We start from the raw sequence: 20,554 nt of genomic DNA, 5'->3' as shown, positions 1-20,554 counted from the left end.
GAACCAAGGAGACGCGTCCAACGTGGCTGCCCAGAAAAAGAATGCTCCGAGTGAGTACGGCGCCGATTCCATCAAAGTTCTCGAAGGTCTCGAAGCGGTACGCAAACGCCCGGGCATGTACATCGGCTCCACCGGCGAACGCGGCCTACACCACCTTATCTGGGAGGTAGTGGACAACGCCGTCGACGAGGCGATGGCGGGTTTCGCCACCAAGGTCGACGTGCGTCTTCTCGCCGACGGCGGTGTCCAGGTCACCGACGACGGCCGCGGCATCCCGGTCGCGATGCACGCCACCGGCATCCCGACCGTCGACGTCGTGATGACCGTGCTGCACGCCGGCGGCAAGTTCGAAGAAGGCGCCTACCAGGTGTCCGGCGGTCTGCACGGTGTCGGTGTGTCCGTGGTCAACGCGCTCTCGACACGCCTTGAAGCCGACATCTACAAGGATGGTCACCAGTGGTTCCAGACCTACGACAAGTCGGTACCGGGACAGCTGCGCAAGGGTGAGCCCACCGACAAGACCGGGACCACGATCCGGTTCTGGGCCGACCCGGACATCTTCGAGACCACCACCTACGACTTCGAGACCATCGCGCGCCGCCTGCAGGAGATGGCCTTCCTGAACAAAGGCCTGACCATCGAGTTGACCGACGAACGGGTCAGCTCCGAGGACGTCGTCGACGATGTGGTCAGCGATCAGGCCGAGGCGCCGAAGTCCGCGGAGGAGAAGGCCGCGGAGGCCAGCGCCCCACACAAGGTCAAGCACCGAGTTTTCCACTACCCCGGCGGCCTGGTCGATTTCGTCAAGCACATCAACCGGACCAAGACCCCGATCCAGCCCAGCGTCATCGACTTCGACGGCAAGGGCGAGGGCCACGAGGTCGAGATCGCGATGCAGTGGAACGCCGGCTACTCGGAGTCGGTGCACACGTTCGCCAACACCATCAACACCCACGAGGGCGGCACCCACGAAGAGGGGTTCCGCGCGGCGCTGACGACGGTGGTCAACAAGTACGCCAAGGACAAGAAGCTCCTCAAGGACAAGGACCCGAACCTGACCGGCGACGACATCCGCGAGGGTCTCGCGGCGGTCATCTCGGTGAAGGTCTCCCAACCGCAGTTCGAGGGCCAGACCAAGACCAAGCTCGGCAACACCGAGGTGAAGTCGTTCGTGCAGAAGATCTGCAACGAGCAGCTCACCCACTGGTTCGAGTCGAATCCGGCCGAGGCGAAAACCGTGATCAACAAGGCGGTGTCGTCGGCGCAGGCCCGGATCGCGGCCCGCAAGGCGCGCGAGCTGGTACGGCGCAAGAGCGCCACCGACATCGGCGGACTGCCCGGCAAGCTGGCCGACTGCCGTTCCACGGACCCGACCAAGTCGGAACTGTATGTGGTGGAGGGTGATTCGGCCGGTGGCTCGGCCAAGAGCGGTCGCGATTCGATGTTCCAGGCGATCCTGCCGTTGCGCGGCAAGATCATCAACGTCGAGAAGGCCCGCATCGACCGGGTGCTCAAGAACACCGAAGTCCAGGCGATCATCACTGCGCTGGGCACCGGTATCCACGACGAGTTCGACATCAGCAAGCTGCGCTATCACAAGATCGTGCTGATGGCCGACGCCGACGTCGACGGCCAGCACATCTCGACGCTGCTGCTGACGCTGTTGTTCCGGTTCATGAAACCGCTTGTGGAGAACGGCCATATCTTCCTGGCGCAGCCGCCCCTGTACAAGCTCAAGTGGCAGCGCACCGAGCCGGAGTTCGCCTACTCCGACCGTGAGCGCGACGGGCTGCTCGAGGCCGGCCGCGCCGCCGGCAAGAAGATCAACGTCGAGGACGGCATCCAGCGCTACAAGGGTCTTGGCGAGATGGACGCCAAGGAACTGTGGGAGACCACCATGGATCCGTCGGTGCGCGTGCTGCGGCAGGTCACCCTCGACGACGCCGCGGCCGCCGACGAACTGTTCTCGATCCTGATGGGCGAAGACGTGGAGGCACGGCGCAGCTTCATCACCCGAAACGCCAAAGACGTTCGATTCCTTGATGTTTGATGACGTCAGCCAAATGCATAGGACAACTTCATGACTGACACCACCCTGCCCCCGACCGGGGACGCCGGCGACCGGATCGAGCCGGTCGACATCCAGCAGGAGATGCAGCGCAGCTACATCGACTACGCGATGAGCGTCATCGTCGGGCGTGCGCTGCCCGAGGTGCGCGACGGTCTCAAGCCGGTGCACCGCCGCGTGCTGTACGCGATGTTCGACTCCGGCTTCCGCCCGGACCGCGGTCACGCGAAATCCGCACGCTCCGTTGCCGAGACGATGGGTAACTACCATCCGCACGGCGACTCGTCGATCTACGACACCCTGGTCCGCATGGCCCAGCCGTGGTCGCTGCGCTACCCGCTGGTCGACGGTCAGGGCAACTTCGGTTCGCCCGGTAACGATCCGCCAGCGGCGATGCGCTACACCGAGGCCCGGCTGACTCCGCTGGCGATGGAGATGCTGCGTGAAATCGACGAGGAGACAGTCGATTTCATTCCGAACTACGACGGCCGGGTGCAGGAGCCGACGGTTCTGCCGAGCCGGTTCCCGAACCTGCTCGCCAACGGCTCCGGCGGTATCGCCGTCGGTATGGCCACCAACATGCCTCCGCACAATCTGCGGGAGCTGGCCGAGGCCGTGTACTGGTGTTTGGAGAACCACGAGGCCGACGAGGAAGCCACCTGCGAGGCCGTGATGGAGCGGGTCAAGGGGCCCGACTTCCCGACCTACGGTCTGATCGTCGGCACCCAGGGCATCGAGGACACCTACAAGACGGGTCGCGGATCGATCCGGATGCGCGGTGTCGTGGAGATCGAAGAGGACTCCCGCGGGCGTACCTCCCTGGTGATCACCGAGTTGCCGTACCAGGTCAACCACGACAACTTCATCACCTCGATCGCCGAGCAGGTCCGCGACGGGAAGCTCTCGGGCATCTCCAACATCGAGGACCAGTCCAGCGACCGGGTGGGTCTACGGATCGTCGTCGAGATCAAGCGCGACGCCGTGGCCAAGGTGGTGCTGAACAACCTCTACAAGCACACCCAGCTGCAGACCAGCTTCGGCGCCAACATGCTGTCGATCGTCGACGGGGTGCCGCGCACGCTGCGCCTGGACCAGCTGATCCGCCATTACGTCAACCACCAGTTGGACGTCATCGTCCGGCGCACCCGCTACCGGCTGCGCAAGGCGAACGAACGCGCCCACATCCTGCGCGGTCTGGTCAAGGCGCTCGACGCGCTCGACGAAGTGATCGCGTTGATCCGAGCGTCGCAGACGGTCGAGATCGCCCGCACCGGCCTGATCGAGTTGCTCGACATCGACGAGATCCAGGCCCAGGCGATCCTCGACATGCAGCTGCGCCGGCTGGCCGCCCTCGAGCGTCAGCGCATCGTCGACGATCTGGCCAAGATCGAGGCCGAGATCGCCGACCTCGAGGACATCCTCGCCAAGCCGGAACGCCAGCGTGCCATCGTGCACGACGAGCTCAAGGAGATCGTCGACAAGTACGGCGATGATCGCCGCACCAGGATCGTCCCGGCCGACGGCGACGTCGCCGACGAGGATCTGATCGCCCGCGAGGACGTGGTCGTCACGATCACCGAGACCGGCTACGCCAAGCGCACCAAGACCGACCTGTACCGCAGTCAGAAGCGTGGCGGCAAGGGTGTCCAGGGTGCCGGGCTCAAGCAGGACGACATCGTCAACCACTTCTTCGTCTGCTCGACCCACGACTGGATCCTGTTCTTCACCACCCAGGGCCGGGTGTACCGGGCGAAGGCCTACGAGCTGCCCGAGGCGTCGCGCACAGCGCGCGGCCAGCATGTGGCGAACCTGCTGGCGTTCCAGCCGGAGGAGCGCATCGCTCAGGTCATCCAGCTCAAGACCTACGAGGACGCGCCGTACCTGGTGCTCGCGACCCGCAACGGTCTGGTGAAGAAGTCCCGCCTGGTCGACTTCGATTCGAACCGTTCCGGCGGCATCGTCGCGATCAACCTGCGCGACGGTGACGAGCTGGTCGGGGCCGTGCTGTGTTCGTCGGACGACGATCTGCTGCTGGTGTCCGCGAAGGGCCAGTCGATCCGGTTCTCGGCCAACGACGAGGTGCTGCGGCCGATGGGCCGCGCGACCTCGGGCGTGCAGGGTATGCGGTTCAACGAAGAGGATCAGCTGCTGTCGCTCAACGTGGTTCGGGCCGACACCTACCTTCTGGTGGCGACCTCGGGTGGTTACGCGAAGCGCACCGCGATCGAGGAGTACTCACCGCAGGGCCGCGGCGGCAAGGGCATCCTGACGATCCAGTACGACCGTCGTCGCGGCACCCTCGTCGGCGCGCTGATCGTCGACGACGACACCGAGCTGTACGCGATCACCTCCGGTGGTGGCGTCATCCGCACGGCGGCCCGGCAGGTCCGCAAGGCGGGACGTCAGACCAAGGGCGTTCGCTTGATGAACCTGGGCGAGGGCGACACACTTATCGCGATCGCGCGGAACGCTGAGGCCGGCGACAGCACGGACGAGGTCAACACGGACCCCGACGCGACGGATGAGGAGTCGTAGGTGAGCTCACCGAAAGAGCCGGGATCCGCGCCGACGGGTGAGGGTTCCGGCCCGGCCAACGGGTCGGGCGCCGGCGCACCGGCTCCAGGCCAGGACAGTGGCTCACGACCGGCGCACACGGCCGACACCACCGAGCTGCCGCCGTGGCAGCGGGGGCCGGCCGCGCGGGCCCGGCAGGAGCCCCAGGGCCAGGACGCACCGCGCCAGGACGCGCCCCGCACCGGGCAGCCGGGTCAGCCCGGTGGGCTCGACGCGCGGCTGAACCGGTTCATGGCCGGCGGGTCCGCCCCGGCAGGACGGCCCGAGACAGAGCAGATCCCACGGAAGGAGCCGCGGCCCGAGCCCGGGCCCCGCGGGGACCGCACCGACGTCGTACGCCCGGAAGGACCCCGTCCCGAGGGCGGCCGTCCCGAGGGGCGACCGGAGCCCGGTGCCGCGTACGCCAGCGAGCTGCCGGACCTGTCCGGGCCGCGGCCGCCGCGGCCGCCGCAGCGCCTCCCGGCCGATCGTCCGGCGGACAAGCCCGCGGCGGCCAAGGGCACCGCGGCGCCCGCAGGCCGTCTGCAGGTGGGTGCGCGCCAGCACAAGGGCCCCGTACGCGCCAGCATGCAGATCCGCCGGGTCGACCCGTGGAGCACGCTGAAGGTGTCGCTGCTGCTGTCGGTGGTGCTGTTCTTCGTGTGGATGATCGCGGTGGCGATCCTGTATCTGGTGCTCGGTGGGATGGGCGTCTGGAGCAAGCTGAACAGCAACGTCGGCGACCTGCTGACCAGTGCCAGCGGTAGCTCCGGCGGCGAACTGGTGTCCAGCGGCACCATCTTCGGCGGCGCGACGCTCATCGGCCTGGTGAACATCGTTCTGCTGACCGCGGGGGCCACGATCGGGGCGTTCATCTACAACCTGACCACCGACCTCGTTGGCGGTGTGGAGGTCACCCTGGCAGACCGGGACTGACCGCGACCTTCCGGTTTGGGAGTCGGGATACTCGTACGGTAATCTCGTCGCTCGGCCCGTGTGGTTGACGGGGCTATAGCTCAGGCGGTTAGAGCGCTTCGCTGATAACGAAGAGGTCGGAGGTTCGAGTCCTCCTAGCCCCACGGAAAGGTACGTCGATGAAGCTGGTGCTTCTCCTCGCAGCCGCTGCTGCGGCCGTCGCCTCGGTCATCGTGTGGCGAACCCAGCACGGGCCGGAGGTCTGGCACAGTCTCAGCGAGACACCTTCCTGACGGCGAGGGGCCTTAGCTCAGTTGGTAGAGCGCTGCCTTTGCAAGGCAGATGTCAGGAGTTCGAATCTCCTAGGCTCCACACTTCACGAAGACAGGTCCAGACCGCATATGGTCTGACCTGTTCTGCGTTCGGGCACACGTCGTGCCTGCGCGGTCCCCGACGGCCACGCGCGGTCAGCCTCGTCCGCTCAGCGAGGCATCGAATCAGCAGGACCGGCGGAATAGAGCGCCTCGATCACGTCCGCGTACTTCTTCTGGATGGATCTGCGCTTGAGTTTGAACGTCGGGGTGAGTTCGTCGGAATCCGGCGTCCAGGAACACGGCACCACCGCGAAGCGTCGAATGGTCTCCACCCGCGACAGCCGCGAGTTGGCCTGATCGACATGTTCCTGCACCGCCGCGTGGAGACTGTCCGCAGTGTCGTGGCCGAGGGCCTGTCGCACACTGTCGTCGACGGCGATCAGAGCGACGTTGTAGGGACGGCCGTCGCCGATGACGCACGCATGCTCGATCAGTGGACCCGCTTCCCGCAGACGCGCCTCGATGTTCGCCGGCGACATATTCTTCCCGCTGCTGTTGATGATGAGGTCCTTCTTGCGGTCGACGATCCAGATCCTTCCGGTGTTGTCGATCCGCGCGATATCGCCCGTCCGTAGCCAGCCCTGGTCATCGATCACCGCGGACGTCGCGTCCGGTCGGCGGCGGTACCTGGCCATCACCGACGGACCGCGTACGAGCAGCTCGCCGTCCTCGTCCACCCGAACTTCATTGTGCGGAAGAGGTTTACCGACACACCCGGCGCCGTCGAGATCGGCGATCGATACGGCGCCCGCATTCTCTGACATTCCGTAGGTTTCGCGCAGCGGCACGCCCAGTGTGCGGAAGTAGTCGAGGACGCGGGGCGGGCAGGGTGCAGCGCCGGTGAGCGCGATCTCCACCCGGCTGCAGCCGATGTTTCGTCGCAATGTGTCCGGGTCGGCGCCTCTCTGATAGGCCGGAGCGGTGGCTGCCATCAACTTCTCCCAGAGCCGAGGCGGCGAGAACAGGATCTCCGGTTGCACCTGCTGAAGTAGTGGCACGAGATGGGCCATATCGCCGCAACACACGATGGTCGCGCCGGTGATCAGCGGGATGTAGTGCGTCGATATCCGCTCTGCGATATGAGCCATCGGCAGGAAGGAAATGGATCGCATATCGCGCCGAAGCGGGATCCGCCGGGTGATCTCGGTGATCGTCGTCATGATGTTTCGATGGGTGAGTTCCACCCCCTTCGGCGCGCCGGTGGTGCCGGAGGTGTAGATCACCGTGGCGGTATCGGACTGCTCCGGCATCGAGATTGCCGCGAGGGTGGGCTGGGCGGATCGGTTGGTCAACAGCATCATCCACGAGTCGCGTCCGACGACGACGATCTGCGGCGCCCCACAATCCATCAATCCCAGCGCTGCTTCCAGCTTGTCCTCGTACGCGGGTTCGGTGATGATGAAGCGGCATCCCGCATTGTCCAGGATCTCGGCCAGCTGCTCGGCAGCCGCGGTTGGATAGAGGGAAATCGGCGTGCTCCCGGCCAAAAGAACCGCGATGTCAGCGATGTGGAACTCGGGTCGATTGCTGAGAAGCAGCCCCACCGTATCGCCACGGCCCAGGCCGGCCGCCCGCAACCCTGCCGAAACATTTTGCGCGGCTTTACCGTATCCGCGCCACGTCAACGCAACGCCGAGTTGCTCGTCCAGAATTGCGGGATATGTGCCGCCGCGCGCGACTTGGGAGAGAAATGCCTCTGCGACAGTCAGATGTCTGGCCGCCAGATGCGGACCGCGATATGCAAACGGACGCCCATTCGGATTAGGGGCGGCATTGGACGTCAACATGTGCAATCCTCTCCAGCGGGAGCCTCGGGTAGCGCCGAATCTCTCGATACGCCAAGGCATTCCGACAACCGCATTTGCCTCAGAGTCAACATGGGAGAGGACACGGGCGAAAGGCAGAGAGTTTCCTAGGAAGATCACGCCCACCTTCGGCGGATCTGACCCCTCACCTGCCCGAATCTGTCAGGGTCCCAGGTCGGAGGACTCCTCTGAACGCTTCTCGTCCTGGCTCACGGCCGAAGGCGACCCTAGGATGCAGCCGTGGTCCGGAAGAATGATCCACTTGCCGAATTCTTGCGCACGCAACGAGCAAAGATCCAGCCCAGCGACGTCGGATTGCCGACCGGCAATCGTCGTCGAGTTGTGGGCCTACGGCGCGAAGAAGTGGCGATCCTGGCCGGCATCAGCACCGACTATTATCACCGCATCGAACAGGGACGCGAAAAGCCTTCCGAACAAGTCCTCAACGCCCTGGCGGACGCCTTCCGTCTCAGTCCAGACGCCGCGGCGCACATGCGCGACCTCGTGCATGCGCCCAAGCGTTGGCCTCGGGAGCGCGAATTCACCCAGCCCCTGAACCCGGCACTGCAGCACCTGATCGACAGCTGGCCCGCAACGCCGGCGCATATCCACGACGTCACAGCGACGATCGTGATGGCCAATCCCCTGGCGGCAACGCTGACGCCGACCTTCGCGCAGGGCGAAAACCCGATGCGAAGCCTGTTCTTGGACGAGGGGATGGACCGGTTCTACCGGAACTGGGAAGGGCTGACGGCATGGGCGGTGCGATGGCTTCGTGCCTACGTCGGCCGCCACCCTGATCCCGGGTTGCAGGTCGTGATCGACGAGCTGCTCAGCGAAAGTGCTCGGTTCCGCAGTCTGTGGGCTTCCTACGATGTCAAAGGCCACAGCAGGGGTCTGCTTCTCATCGACCATCCGGTAGTCGGGCCGTTGGACCTGCATTTCCAGCATCTGAACGTGCGCACGGGCGAGCACATCATGGTCACCTATTGGGCGGAGCCGGGGTCGCCGTCGGCGCGCGGGTTGCAGAAGCTCGTGGAAATCACTACCGCGCAGCGGGTTTCACACCAGGCGCTGTTCGGGGGGACGTAAGAAGGCTTCCGCCTGCACCTCGGGGATATGAGAACTTCTCCTAGTAGCAGCGGGGTCTGGCTGTCGCGGTACCCCCCGGGTGATCCTTGCTGAGACGCACAGGTTCTGCGGCGCGCCGACGAGTTCGGCAGAAGGCCGAGATCTGTCGGTCAACGATCGCGAATCTCCGCGAGCCGACGCAGTAGGAGTACCGAAAGAAATGTTCGTGGCCGAAGGTTCTGCAGTGCCGCCGAGTGCGCTGGCGGATGGTGCCGTAGTCCCCGGGTCGTCCGACGGGCGGGACTCGTATGGGATCAGCGCACTGGCGAGGACGTTCAAACTGTCGCCACAGCAACGAATCTCACTGATGGAATTGCGGACAAGAATCCAGGTCGCCGGCATCGCGCCAGATGACCTCCGGGTACGGCAGGGCATCTCACAGCTACTGGCGGCCGACGGTGATGACGGCGCCGGCCTGACGTTGGAGCAGTTCGGCTCCATCTGCGAGGCAAGCGGCGGTCTGGTTGCCCGGGCGTTGCGTGGTGACCTTGTCATCCCCGACTTCGCACGCCTCGAAAACGAGCTCCGGGAGACCTACGACCGCGTCCGAGGGGACACCAGGGGGGCGACGGCCGACTACATCCCGCAGCTCAAGCGCGTCGATCCAGAGAAGTTCGGCATCGCCGTCTGCACGATCGACGGCCAACGCTTCAGCGTCGGTGACACGAACGACCTCTTCTGCGTGCAATCCCTGTGCAAGCCGGTGAACTACAGCCTGGCGCTGGAGGAACACGGTGTGGAGGTCGTGCACCGTCATATCGGGCGCGAACCCAGCGGCCGGGGATTCAACGAGCTTTCGCTGACCGCTGACGGCCTGCCCCACAACCCGATGATCAACTCCGGTGCCATCATGGCCTGCTCGATGCTACGGGCGCACGACGAGCTTGCCGACCGCTTCGACTATGTCGCGGAGACCTGGCGCCGGCTCTGCGGGTCCGACAGGGTCGGTTTCAACAACTCTGTCTACCTGTCTGAGCGACGAACGGCGGACCGCAACTTCTCCCTCGGCTACTTCATGCGTGAACGCGGGGCGTTTCCCGAGGGCACAGACCTCGTCGAAACGCTGGAGTTCTACTTTCAGTGTTGCTCGATCGAGCTGGACACCGCAGCGTTGGCCGTTGTCGCCGCGACCCTCGCCAACGCCGGTATCAACCCGCTGACCAATGACCGGGTATTTCACCCGAACACGGTTCGTCACTGCCTGTCGTTGATGTCTTCATGCGGGATGTACGACTACTCCGGTGAGTTCGCGTTCACGATCGGACTGCCGGCCAAGAGCGGTGTGTCCGGTGGACTGATGCTTGTCGTCCCGGGAGTGATGGGGGTGTGTGTATGGTCGCCGCGCCTGGACTCGCACGGCAACTCGGTACGCGGAGTCGCGTTCTGCAGGGAACTCATCAACCGCTACAACTTTCATGCCTTCGATTCCCTAACCATGGGTGAGGACACCGACAAGCGCGATCCTCGCCGGAAGAAGAACGAAGCCGAGATCAGCGTGACGATGCGCCTCCTCTACGCGGCTAGCCAGGGCGACCTCGATGAGCTGCGGGCAGTTCTCGCCGCGGAGGCCGACCCCAACGCCGCGGACTACGACGGTCGTACCGCGCTGCACCTCGCGGCGTCCGAAGGTCACGTCGCCGCGGTGCGTTATCTCCTCGCGTCGGGTTCCCGCCCGGACGTCACCGACCGCTGGGGAGGTACGCCGCTGACCGACGCGCTGCGCGGCAAGCACACCGAAGCGGCCGATCTGTTGCGGCGCAACGGCGTTGCAGATCCCTCCGCAGACACCGGGGACGCCAATGGACAACCTGCGAAAAGCCCCACGAAACGAACAAAGGAGAGGAAGGGCTATGCCTTACAAAGCTGAGTACATCTGGATTGACGGGACGCGGCCAACCGCGAAGCTGAGATCGAAGACGAAGATCCTTGCCGCAGGCGAAGAGCCGCCGATCTGGGGTTTCGACGGCTCCAGCACGAATCAGGCGGAGGGACACGCCTCGGATCGGGTGCTCGAACCGGTCGCGACGTTCCCGGATCCGATCCGCGGTGGTGACGACCTGCTGGTGCTCTGTGAGGTGCTCAACACCGATCGCACCCCGCATGCGTCCAATACGCGGGCTGCCTTGCGGGAGGTCGCGGCACGCCACGAAGCGCAAGAGCCGCTGTTCGGCATCGAGCAGGAATACACCTTCTTCCGTGGCTCGCGGCCGATGGGCTTCCCCGACGGCGGATTCCCCGCTCCGCAGGGCGGTTATTACTGCGGCGTCGGCGCGGACGAGATCAGTGGTCGTGCGATCGTCGAGAAGCATCTGGAGAACTGTCTGTCCGCCGGCCTCGCCATCTCCGGTATCAACGCCGAGGTCATGCCAGGGCAGTGGGAGTTCCAGGTAGGTCCGCTCGGCCCACTGGATGTCGCCGACCAGTTGTGGGTGGCGCGTTGGCTCCTCTACCGCACCGCCGAGGACGCGGGAATCTCGGCGACACTGGACCCGAAGCCTGCCAAAGGTGACTGGAACGGAGCGGGTGCGCACACCAACTTCTCCACCAGGAGGATGCGGGAAAGCTACGAGGCGGTCATCGAAGCGGCAGAAGCTCTGGGCCGTGACGACAAGCCGGCCGAGCACATCGAGCACTACGGCGTCGGCATTGAATCCCGCCTGACCGGGGCCCACGAAACCGCCCCGTGGGACCGTTACAGCTACGGCGTCGCCGACAGGGGTGCGTCCGTGCGCATCCCCTGGCAGGTGGAGGTCGAGCAGAAGGGTTACATCGAGGATCGCCGCCCGAATGCGAACGTCGACCCCTACGTGGTGACGCGGCTCATCGTGGACACCTGCGCGACAGCGTTGGAGAAGGCCGGCCTGGCCTGACGTACTCCCCCACGCATCCGGCCCATCCCGCAACTGCGGGATGGGCCGGACTTCACTGTGGGGATCGCGCCGAACATGTTGCGGTACAGCGCATCATGGTGCCGCCGATATTCCGGCAGCCTCAAAGCCGGAACATCTCGCGCCGCATCGCGGCCTCTTCCATGTAGTCGGGGCGGCGCACCTTCGAACGCCTGGTCCTCACCTCGCCGCCTGCGGTTCTGGCGGGCGTCCTGACGAGCTGCCAGAGTCGCACAATCCATCTGCTTCGTGCCCGCGGTGACGAGGAACCGATCAACGACGGCGAGTTATTCACTGGGGTAAGAGATTTGGCACCATCAGACAGCGCAGCCGCCGTAGAAGGTCGCATTCTCATGTAGGGCATCACCACACCAATGCTCAGCTGATGACGCGAGGCTGTCGAGGCTGTACTCCTACTAGGTGAATCCTTCATAGGATGACGTATTCGACTACCGGCCAGAGCCTTTCGGCTCAGTTGGCGCTGCCGCGTGGTCTGCCGGGAGATGGCGGTGTCACAGTAGACCAACCATCACGCCCGCAAGAATCCCGATCAGGACGAAGGTCGCGACAACGGCGAACACCGTGCGTCTCAGTGAATCGCCGGGAGAATATGGATCCGGGTGTTGCACCCGGCCAGCTTTGCGGCGAGATCACCTGCTATCCAGGCTGTATCAGGACCAGGTATCGCTCAGATGCCGCGTCGTCCAGGCTCCACAAGGATCTCAGCACTCGACCACGTTGAGGGCCAGTCCCCCGCGGGAGGTCTCCTTGTACTTGTCCGCCATATCGGCTCCGGTGTCGCGCATCGTCTTGATCGCGGTGTCCAAGCTCACCCGGTGTGTGCCGTCGCCGAACATCGCCATTCGTGCCGCCGCGATCGCCTTCACCGCCGCGATCGCATTGCGTTCGATACACGGGATCTGCACCAGTCCCCCGACGGGGTCACAGGTCAGCCCGAGGTTGTGCTCGATCCCGATCTCCGCGGCGTTCTCCACCTGCGCCGGCGTCCCGCCCATCACCGCCGCCAGCGCCCCGGCCGCCATCGAGCAGGCCGAGCCCACCTCGCCCTGGCAGCCGACCTCCGCGCCGGAGATCGACGCGTTCGTCTTGAACAGCTGACCGATCGCGCCGGCGGTCAGCAGGAACTCGACCACACCGTCCTCGTCGGCGCCCGGCACGAACCGCCAGTAGTAGTGCAGCACCGCGGGGATGATCCCGGCCGCGCCGTTGGTCGGGGCGGTGACGACCCGTCCGCCCGCCGCGTTCTCCTCGTTGACCGCCAGCGCGAACACCCCGACCCAGTCCATCGCGTACAGCGGCTCCGCGCGGTTGGCCTCCAGCGCCGCGGCGAGCACCCGGGCTCGACGCTGCACCTGCAGACTGCCCGGTAGCGTGCCGTCGGCGGCCAGCCCGCGGTCGACGCACTCCCGCATCGCTGCCCAGATCCGCAGCAGACCGTCCCTCAGCCGCGCGCCGTTTCCGAGCGCCTCTTCGTTGGCGGCGACGAGATCCGATATTCGGCAGTCGTTTTCGACCGCGAGCGCCATCATGTCCGCTCCGGTGTGGAACGGGTACGGCACCGCGATCTCGTTTCGCGCACCGCCGGTGGCCTCGTCCTCGTCGACGACGAACCCTCCGCCGACCGAGTAGTAGACGTGCCGATCGAGCTCACCCCCGTCGGCGTCGCGGGCGATGAACACCATGCCGTTGCTGTGAAAGTCCATGGCCCGCAACGACAGGACGATGTCGGAGGCGATGTCGAACCCGATTTCGTGTTCGCCGGGGAGCCGGAGCCTGCGCTGCTCCCCCACCTCCGCAACCCGGGCACGGGCCGCGTCGGGGTCGACGGTCTCGGGGTCGGCGCCCTCCAGACCGAGCACCACCGCGCCCGGTGTCCCGTGCCCCGCCCCGGTCGCGCCGAGCGAACCGTACAGTTCGACGCGCACCCCGGCGACGCCGGACAGACCTCCGGCGCCGGCGAGGCGCTCGACGAAGCGCCGGGCCGCCCGCATCGGGCCCACGGTGTGTGAGCTCGACGGGCCGATACCGATCGAGAACAGATCGAATACCGAGACAGCCACGGCGCGAGCAGCTTTCGCTAGGGCTTGGGCGTCACATCGACGCTCGGCGGCAGCGGCGACGGATCCGGTTGTGCCGACCGGCGCAGGATGGAGAACGTCACCGCTCCCCCGGCCAGCAATGCGACGCCGACCCCGGCGAGCAGCCACGGGCGCACCCGTCGCCGTGGCTTGCGGGCTTTCTGCAGTACCTCGGGCAGGTTCGCCACGACCTCCTGGGCGGCGGCGACCTCGGCCGCGATCACCTGCTGTGCGGACGCCAGCTCCTCGCGCAGCTGGCGGGCGACCTTGCTGCGGCGGTAGCGGTCACCGACCCACGCGGCCGATGAGCGCACCGAGTCGACGCTGAGCCCCACCGCTCCCCTGGTCACATCGACCGGGCCGACGGTCGAGTACTTCAGGCCGCGCCCGAGGCGCTGGCCGTGTGTCAGGTGTTCGCGGGTCGTGGAGCTCATTTCCCACCCCTTTCTCGATGGACGGATGTCGCACCTTCAGCCTGCCATCCCGCCGAGCGCACGGTGCCCGGTTGGCCCGCGAGGGCGCGTGGCAGACTGGATTCCCGTGACGAGTCCCATTCAGACCGCGACCGCGACCCTGCACACCAACCGCGGCGACATCAAGATCGCACTCTTCGGAAACCACGCCCCCAAGACCGTGTCCAATTTCGTCGGACTGGCCCAGGGAACCAAGGAATACAGCACGGAGAACGCGTCGGGCGGCTCGTCGGGGCCGTTCTATGACGGCGTGATCTTCCACCGCGTCATCGACGGCTTCATGATCCAGGGCGGCGACCCGACCGGCACCGGCCGCGGCGACGCGGGTTACAAATTCGCCGACGAGTTCCACCCGGAGCTGCAGTTCGACAAGCCCTACCTGCTGGCGATGGCCAATGCCGGGCCGGGGACCAACGGCTCGCAGTTCTTCATCACCGTGACCGAGACCCCGCACCTGAACCGCCGCCACACCATCTTCGGTGAAGTCGTCGACGAGGAGTCGAAGAAGGTCGTCGATGCGATCGCCACGACGCCGACCGACCGCAGCGACCGTCCCATCGATCCGGTCGTGATCGAGTCGATCACCATCTCCTAGACGCTGCTACGGGGTCTCCCCCGCACCGGCGCCGGGTGCGTACCCGGCGTCGGTGAGTGCGTCGAGCACCGTCAGCGGGTCGGTGCCCAGATCCCACCGACTCATCACCAGCAGTCGGTCGTCCACGGTGTCGATCTCCAGAAGCCGGACTTTTCGGCCTATCCGGCGGAACTCGGTGATCCGGATCCGTTTGATGTCCGCGCGCGTCAGTTGGCGCGTCGTGAACCAGCCGCGGTGGACCAGGCCGTCCTCGGTGATTGCTAGCTTGGGCCGGGCGCGCCACGACATGAGCGCAAACACGATCAGGCCGACCGCCGCCAGGCCGATCAGCACGCGCCCTGGCGCGTCTGTGACCAGGGTCACAGCGAAAACTGCGAGCAGGATGCCCAGGATTCCCTGCACCACGATGGCCGCGCTCTGCGGTTGCCACTGTGTTTGCTGCACCGGTACTTCACACCCTTCTACCGCGAGGAATGGCGGTTATCCACAAGTGCTATCCCCAATGGGGATGAATCACATCCGTGTGATCCGGTGACGTCCGGGTTGCCGGCGGACGAACAACAGGCGACCGAGATGAGTTCATCTGGCCGCCCGCGCCCGTCATCGCCAGCGCATCGTCAGCAGCAAACCTGTGATCATGAAAGCGAACGCGATGGCGTAGTTCCACACATTCAGATCGGCCATCCACTGCAGGAAGCTCGGAACGTCGGGGCCGCTGCCGGCGAGCTGGAAGACGATCAGCCACACCAGACCGATCAGCATCAGGCTCACGAACAGCACCACGAACCACGTACTCGACGGCCCGGCCTTGACCTTGACCGGAGTCCGGCTCACCGGGTTGATGGTGAAGTCGTTCTTCTTACGGACCTTGGACTTGGGCATGCGTACCTTCGAACGATCGGCGCCGCGTCTGTCTCCGGTGCCACATGTGGCCGGTCAGTGCGACGATGTTTAGGGAGAGCCTAACGCAGGCGATCCGCGCACTTCCGGACCTCACCGCACCATCCACAGAAGCCAGGACGACGATGACCGACAAGGACACCCCCGCGCGCAAGCGCTCCGCGTGGCGCATCGGGGTCCCGGTGGTGTGCGTGGCCGCGGGTCTGCTCCTCGGCGCGACCCACGGAGTGTCCGGCGGCGACGAGATCCGCAGCAGCGACGCCCCCCGCCTGGTCGACCTGGTCCGCGAATCCCAGCAGTCGGTGGACCGGCTCAGTGCCGAGCAGAGTGCGCTGGCGTCGAGCATCGACAACCATCACGGAGGCTCCCCCGGCGCCGAGGCCGCGCTGACGGCCATCACCAACCGCGGTGACGCGCTCGCCGGGGCTGCGGGCCTGACACCCCTGCGCGGGCCCGGCCTGGTCGTCACGCTGAACGACGCGCAACGCGACGCGCACGGCCGGTTCCCCCGTGACGCGTCCCCCGACGACCTCGTCGTGCACCAGCAGGACATCCAGGGCGTCATCAACGCGATGTGGAGCGCGGGCGCCGAGGGCATCCAGGTGCAGGACCAGCGCATCATCGCGACGTCGGCCCCGCGGTGCGTCGGCAACACACTGCTGCTCAACGGCCGCACCTACAGCCCGCCGTACGTCATCTCCGCCGTCGGCGATTCCGCGGCGATGCAGGAAGCGCTGGCCGCGTCGCCGCTCGTGACGCTGTACAAGCGCTACGCGGTCCGGTTCGGGCTCGGCTATACCGAGGAGGTCCGCGACGTGGAACTGGTCGGGCACACCGAGGCGGTCCGCATGAAGTACGCCCAGCCGATCGGCCCGCTCGGCTACTGAACCGCGCCGCCGCGCCGGTAACCTGAGCTGATGCAGGTCTTGGTCGTCGACAACTACGACAGCTTCGTGTTCAACCTGGTCCAGTACCTCGGCCAGCTCGGCGTCGAGGCTCAGGTGTGGCGCAACGACGACGACCGGCTGTCCTCCGATGCCGGCATCGCCCGCGCGGCCGCCGAGTTCGACGGCGTGCTGCTGAGCCCCGGGCCGGGCACCCCGGAGCGGGCCGGCGCGACGATCCCGATGGTGCACGCGTGCGCGGCGGCACGCACTCCGCTGCTCGGCGTGTGCCTGGGGCATCAGGCGATCGGGGTGGCCTTCGGCGGCACCGTCGATCGGGCCCCTGAGCTGCTGCACGGCAAGACCAGCACCGTCTACCACGCCGATGCCGGCGTGCTCAGAGGACTGCCCGACCCGTTCACCGCGACGCGGTACCACTCGCTGACGATCCTGCCGGAGACGGTGCCCGACGAGCTCGAGGTGATCGCCCGCACCGAGGGGGGCGTCATCATGGGCGTCCAGCACCGCGAACTGCCCGTACACGGCGTGCAGTTCCATCCCGAGTCGATCCTGACCCAGGGCGGGCACCGGATGCTGGCCAACTGGCTCGGGTACTGCGGCGCGGCCCCGGCCGAGACCCTGGTCCGTCAGCTCGAGGACGAGGTCGCCGGCGCCGTCGCGGCCGCTACGACGCGAAGTTCAGCGTGATCGTCGCGCCGTAGTTCACGCCGCTGCCCGCCGGCGGGCTCTGCCGGACCACCGCGTTGGTGCGCTGACCGCTGTTCTGCACGTCGCCGCCCTTGTCGAGCACACCCGTCCAACCCAGCGCGCGCAGCCGCGGCTCCGCGTCGGTCCAGAACTGCCCGGTCAGGTCCGGCATCACGAACTGGTTGCCGCGCGACACCTGGATCTGGATGACGGTGTCCTGCGGCACGGTCTGTCCGGCAGCCGGTTCCAGCCCGACGACCTGACCGGCCGCCACGGTGCTGTCCACTTCGACCGGAACGGCCTTCGTGAAGCCCGATGCCGCCAGGATCTGCTGGCAGACGTCCACACTCTGGGCGACGCATTCGGGGACGGGCGCCGTCGCCGGGCCCTTTCCGACCACGACGGTGATCTCGTTGGTGATCGCCGACGTCTGGTTGGCCGGCGGCACCGTGGACAGCACGCGGTCCTTCTGCTCGGGCAGTGAGGTCGAAGCGGTCTGACGGAACTTCTCGAACCCGGCCGCGGTCAGCCTGCGCACCGCATCGGAGTAGCTCAGACCCGACACGTCGGGCACCTCACGCTGCTCGGGGCCGGTCGACACGTTCAGGGTGATCTCGTCGCCGGCCGCGACCGACGCGTTCGCGTCCGGGTCGGTGTCGATGACGTGATCCGGCGGTACCTCGGAATCCGGCTTCTGCTGCGTGCGGATCGAGAATCCCCGGTTCTGCAGGGTCGCGATCGCGTCGGCCGACGTCAGCCCGTGCACATCGGGCACCTGCACATCGCGCGTGTCGCCGCCGAACGCGTTGATGCCGATCGTGACCAGCACTGTGAGCACCGCCAGCACCGCGACGGCGATCAGCCATCGGCCCAGCGATCCGCCGCTGCTGCGGTCGTCGTAGCGGGGCTGGTGCGGACCTGCGGGTTCGACAGGCTCGTTGCGGTGCGACGGGGTCGCCGACAGCAGCGAGGTGCGCTCGGCGTCGGTGAGCACCTTCGGCGCGTCCGGAGTCTCGCCGCTGTGCACCTTGACCAGGTCGGTGCGCATCTCGGCGGCCGTCTGGTAGCGGTTGTCCGGATTCTTCGCCAGCGCCTTGAGCACCACCGCGTCGAGTTCGGGGGAGATGCCCTCGTGCCGCGCCGACGGCGGCACCGGATCCTCGCGCACGTGCTGATAGGCGACCGCGACGGGGGAGTCGCCGACGAACGGCGGCTCGCCGGTCAGCAGCTCGTAGAGGACGCACCCGAGCGAGTACACATCCGACCGGGCGTCGACCTTGACGCCGCGCGCCTGCTCGGGGGACAGGTACTGCGCGGTGCCGATCACCGCGGCGGTTTGGGTGACCGGGTTGCCGGCATCGGCGAGCGCGCGGGCGATGCCGAAGTCCATCACCTTCACCGCACCGCTCTTGCTGATCATGATGTTGGCGGGCTTGACGTCGCGGTGGATGATGCCGTGCTGGTGGCTGAAGTTCAGGGCCTGGCACGCATCGGCGATGACCTCGATCGCGCGCTTGGGCGGCATCGGGCCCTCGTTGTGCACGATGTCGCGCAGCGTCACGCCGTCGACGTACTCCATCACGATGTAGGGCAGCGGGCCGGTCGGTGTCTCGGCCTCGCCGGTGTCGTACACGGCGACGATCGCGGGATGGTTCAGCGCTGCGGCGTTCTGCGCCTCCCGGCGGAAGCGCAGGTAGAAGCTCGGATCGCGGGCCAGGTCGGCGCGCAGCACCTTGATCGCGACGTCGCGGTGCAGGCGAAGGTCGCGGGCCAGGTGGACCTCGGACATGCCTCCGAAGCCCAGGATCTCGCCGACTTCGTACCGGTCGGAAAGGTGCTGTGGGGTCGTCATCGCGGTATCTGTTCCAGGGCGTACAGCGTCACCGGCGGTGACGCGTTATTAACGGGTGGGGATACCCAGTTTTCCCCCGGGCCATGGCCTTCGATCGGCGGCGCGGCTCCCGGAGTCTCCTCCACCGGCGACTCAGGGGTCGTCTCACTGCTCGGCGTCTCGGTGACCGTGCTGCGGGTCGGACTGTTCTGTTTGTCCTGGTGGTTCAGCACGATCAGGATCGCGATCACGATCGCCAGCGCACCGAGCACGCCGGCGGCCCACAGCAGGGCGCGCTGACCCGACGAGAACGTGCGCCGCGCCGGGGGCGCCGAGCGGTGATGGCTGCCGGTCGTGCGGGTACGTGCGGTCGCGGCCGGGGCGCGCCCGGTCGGATCCGGACGGTTCTGGATCGCCGGCGGCACCGCGGCCGGGGCGGCACGGCCGATCGACGGCGCCGCGTTGGGCCGTGGCGGCCTGCGGCCGGCGCGTACGGCGGCCACCGCATCGGCGAACGGTCCACCCGACTTGTAGCGCTGGCTGGGGTTCTTCACCAGCGTGATCTCGATCAGCTCGCGGACGTTCGGCGGCAGATCGGCGGGCAGCGGCGGGGTGTCTCCTTGATGTGTTTCATCGCGACCGTCAGCGCACCGTCGCCGGTGAACGGGCGCTTGCCGGAGACGGCCTCGTAGCCGACGACACCAAGCGAGTACACGTCGCTGGCCGCGGTCGCGTCGTGCCCGAGCGCCTGCTCGGGAGCGATGTACTGGGCGGTGCCCATCACCATGCCGGTTTGCGTGACCGGGGCGGCGTCGACGGCCTTGGCGATGCCGAAGTCGGTGAGCTTCACCTGGCCGGTCGGCGTGATCAGGATGTTTCCGGGCTTGACGTCGCGGTGCACCAGGCCGGCGCTGTGCGCGACCTGCAGCGCGCGGCCGGTCTGCTCGAGCATGTCCAGGGCGTGCCGCAGCGACAGCCGACCGGTCCGCTTGATGACCGAGTTCAGCGGCTCACCGTTGACGAGTTCCATCACCAGGTACGCGGTGCGGCCCTCGCCGTCGATGTCGGTCTCGCCATAGTCGTACACGCCGGCGATGCCGGGGTGGTTGAGCATCGCGACCGTGCGCGCCTCGGCACGGAAGCGTTCGACGAACTCCGGGTCGGTCGAGTACTCGGCCTTGAGGACCTTGATCGCGACGCGGCGTCCCAGCCGCGAGTCGACGCCTTCCCAGACCTGGCCCATGCCGCCGGTCGCGATCAGCCGCTGGAGGCGGTATCGGCCGGACAGCGTGACTCCCACGCGGGGGCTCATTTCTCGCCTCGCTTCGCT

At 66.7% G+C, this 20,554-nt stretch carries 15 protein-coding genes, 2 tRNA genes and 1 pseudogene; 11 read left to right on the top strand and 7 right to left on the bottom strand.

Annotation, left to right across the window (positions count from 1 at the left end):
- The first annotated feature begins 22 nt into the window (after nt 1–22).
- The 5 genes from gyrB (at nt 23) to NTM_RS06845 (ending at nt 5,908) form a co-directional block, all read left to right on the top strand.
- Nucleotides 23–2,050: a DNA topoisomerase (ATP-hydrolyzing) subunit B gene (gyrB, locus tag NTM_RS06865; protein WP_104864435.1), complete on the top strand. Its 2,028-nt coding sequence runs from the start codon at nt 23–25 to the stop codon at nt 2,048–2,050.
- 30 nt (nt 2,051–2,080) lie between these two features.
- Nucleotides 2,081–4,603 (top strand): DNA gyrase subunit A, encoded by a 2,523-nt coding sequence (gene gyrA / locus NTM_RS06860; protein ID WP_163765864.1) that lies wholly within the window; start codon nt 2,081–2,083, stop codon nt 4,601–4,603.
- Nucleotides 4,604–5,557: a DUF3566 domain-containing protein gene (locus tag NTM_RS06855; protein ID WP_163765863.1), complete on the top strand. Its 954-nt coding sequence runs from the start codon at nt 4,604–4,606 to the stop codon at nt 5,555–5,557.
- A 69-nt stretch (nt 5,558–5,626) separates the two neighbouring features.
- Nucleotides 5,627–5,700 (top strand) — tRNA-Ile (locus tag NTM_RS06850).
- 135 nt (nt 5,701–5,835) lie between these two features.
- Nucleotides 5,836–5,908 (top strand) — tRNA-Ala (locus NTM_RS06845).
- A gap of 109 nt (nt 5,909–6,017) precedes the next feature.
- Here NTM_RS06845 and NTM_RS06840 read toward each other — a convergent pair.
- Complete coding sequence (locus tag NTM_RS06840) at nt 6,018–7,697, bottom strand: AMP-dependent synthetase/ligase (protein ID WP_163765862.1); 1,680 nt, start codon at nt 7,695–7,697, stop codon at nt 6,018–6,020.
- A 258-nt stretch (nt 7,698–7,955) separates the two neighbouring features.
- Between NTM_RS06840 and NTM_RS06835 the strand changes: the two genes are divergently transcribed.
- From NTM_RS06835 to glnII, 3 genes are all read left to right on the top strand, one after another.
- The gene (locus tag NTM_RS06835; RefSeq protein ID WP_163765861.1) at nt 7,956–8,807 is read left to right on the top strand and encodes a helix-turn-helix domain-containing protein; all 852 of its coding nucleotides are present in this window, start codon (nt 7,956–7,958) and stop codon (nt 8,805–8,807) included.
- A gap of 199 nt (nt 8,808–9,006) precedes the next feature.
- Nucleotides 9,007–10,713, top strand: coding sequence for a glutaminase A (gene glsA, locus NTM_RS06830; protein ID WP_163765860.1), 1,707 nt, complete (start codon nt 9,007–9,009; stop codon nt 10,711–10,713).
- On the top strand, nt 10,697–11,716 hold the full coding sequence (glnII, locus tag NTM_RS06825) for a glutamine synthetase (protein WP_163765859.1): 1,020 nt from the start codon (nt 10,697–10,699) through the stop codon (nt 11,714–11,716). Before glsA ends, glnII begins: the two co-directional genes overlap by 17 nt.
- A gap of 740 nt (nt 11,717–12,456) precedes the next feature.
- Here the strand turns inward: glnII and NTM_RS06820 are convergent.
- Together NTM_RS06820 and cwsA are read right to left on the bottom strand one after the other, a co-directional pair.
- Complete coding sequence (locus tag NTM_RS06820; protein ID WP_163765858.1) at nt 12,457–13,815, bottom strand: L-serine ammonia-lyase; 1,359 nt, start codon at nt 13,813–13,815, stop codon at nt 12,457–12,459.
- Nucleotides 13,816–13,832: 17 nt separating this feature from the next.
- Nucleotides 13,833–14,267, bottom strand: coding sequence for a cell wall synthesis protein CwsA (cwsA, locus tag NTM_RS06815; RefSeq protein WP_104864428.1), 435 nt, complete (start codon nt 14,265–14,267; stop codon nt 13,833–13,835).
- A gap of 88 nt (nt 14,268–14,355) precedes the next feature.
- On the opposite strand from cwsA, the gene NTM_RS06810 reads away from it, so the two are divergent.
- On the top strand, nt 14,356–14,901 hold the full coding sequence (locus NTM_RS06810; protein WP_179963900.1) for a peptidylprolyl isomerase: 546 nt from the start codon (nt 14,356–14,358) through the stop codon (nt 14,899–14,901).
- Between the two features lie 6 nt (nt 14,902–14,907).
- On the opposite strand, the gene NTM_RS06805 is transcribed toward NTM_RS06810, so the two are convergent.
- Together NTM_RS06805 and crgA are read right to left on the bottom strand one after the other, a co-directional pair.
- Nucleotides 14,908–15,345 (bottom strand): PH domain-containing protein, encoded by a 438-nt coding sequence (locus NTM_RS06805; protein ID WP_163765857.1) that lies wholly within the window; start codon nt 15,343–15,345, stop codon nt 14,908–14,910.
- Between the two features lie 156 nt (nt 15,346–15,501).
- Nucleotides 15,502–15,783: a cell division protein CrgA gene (gene crgA, locus NTM_RS06800; protein WP_104864425.1), complete on the bottom strand. Its 282-nt coding sequence runs from the start codon at nt 15,781–15,783 to the stop codon at nt 15,502–15,504.
- 143 nt (nt 15,784–15,926) lie between these two features.
- Here crgA and NTM_RS06795 point away from each other — a divergent pair, with 143 nt between their 5' ends.
- Nucleotides 15,927–16,688: a DUF881 domain-containing protein gene (locus NTM_RS06795; RefSeq protein WP_104864424.1), complete on the top strand. Its 762-nt coding sequence runs from the start codon at nt 15,927–15,929 to the stop codon at nt 16,686–16,688.
- Nucleotides 16,689–16,718: 30 nt separating this feature from the next.
- Nucleotides 16,719–17,393, top strand: a complete 675-nt coding sequence (locus NTM_RS06790) for an aminodeoxychorismate/anthranilate synthase component II (protein ID WP_163765856.1) — start codon at nt 16,719–16,721, stop codon at nt 17,391–17,393.
- Here NTM_RS06790 and pknB read toward each other — a convergent pair.
- A complete protein-coding gene (pknB, locus tag NTM_RS06785; RefSeq protein ID WP_163765855.1) occupies nt 17,371–19,245 on the bottom strand; it encodes a Stk1 family PASTA domain-containing Ser/Thr kinase in 1,875 nt (624 codons plus the stop codon). The genes NTM_RS06790 and pknB overlap by 23 nt on opposite strands.
- Nucleotides 19,242–20,536 (bottom strand): annotated as a pseudogene (locus NTM_RS06780) (protein kinase domain-containing protein). The gene pknB and the pseudogene NTM_RS06780 overlap by 4 nt, the downstream one beginning before the upstream one ends.
- Nucleotides 20,537–20,554 lie beyond the last annotated feature (18 nt).

The sequence above is a fragment of the Mycolicibacterium parafortuitum genome (assembly GCF_010725485.1).
Classification (GTDB): Bacteria; Actinomycetota; Actinomycetes; order Mycobacteriales; family Mycobacteriaceae; genus Mycobacterium.
This window is presented reverse-complemented; position numbering and strand designations above follow the sequence as displayed.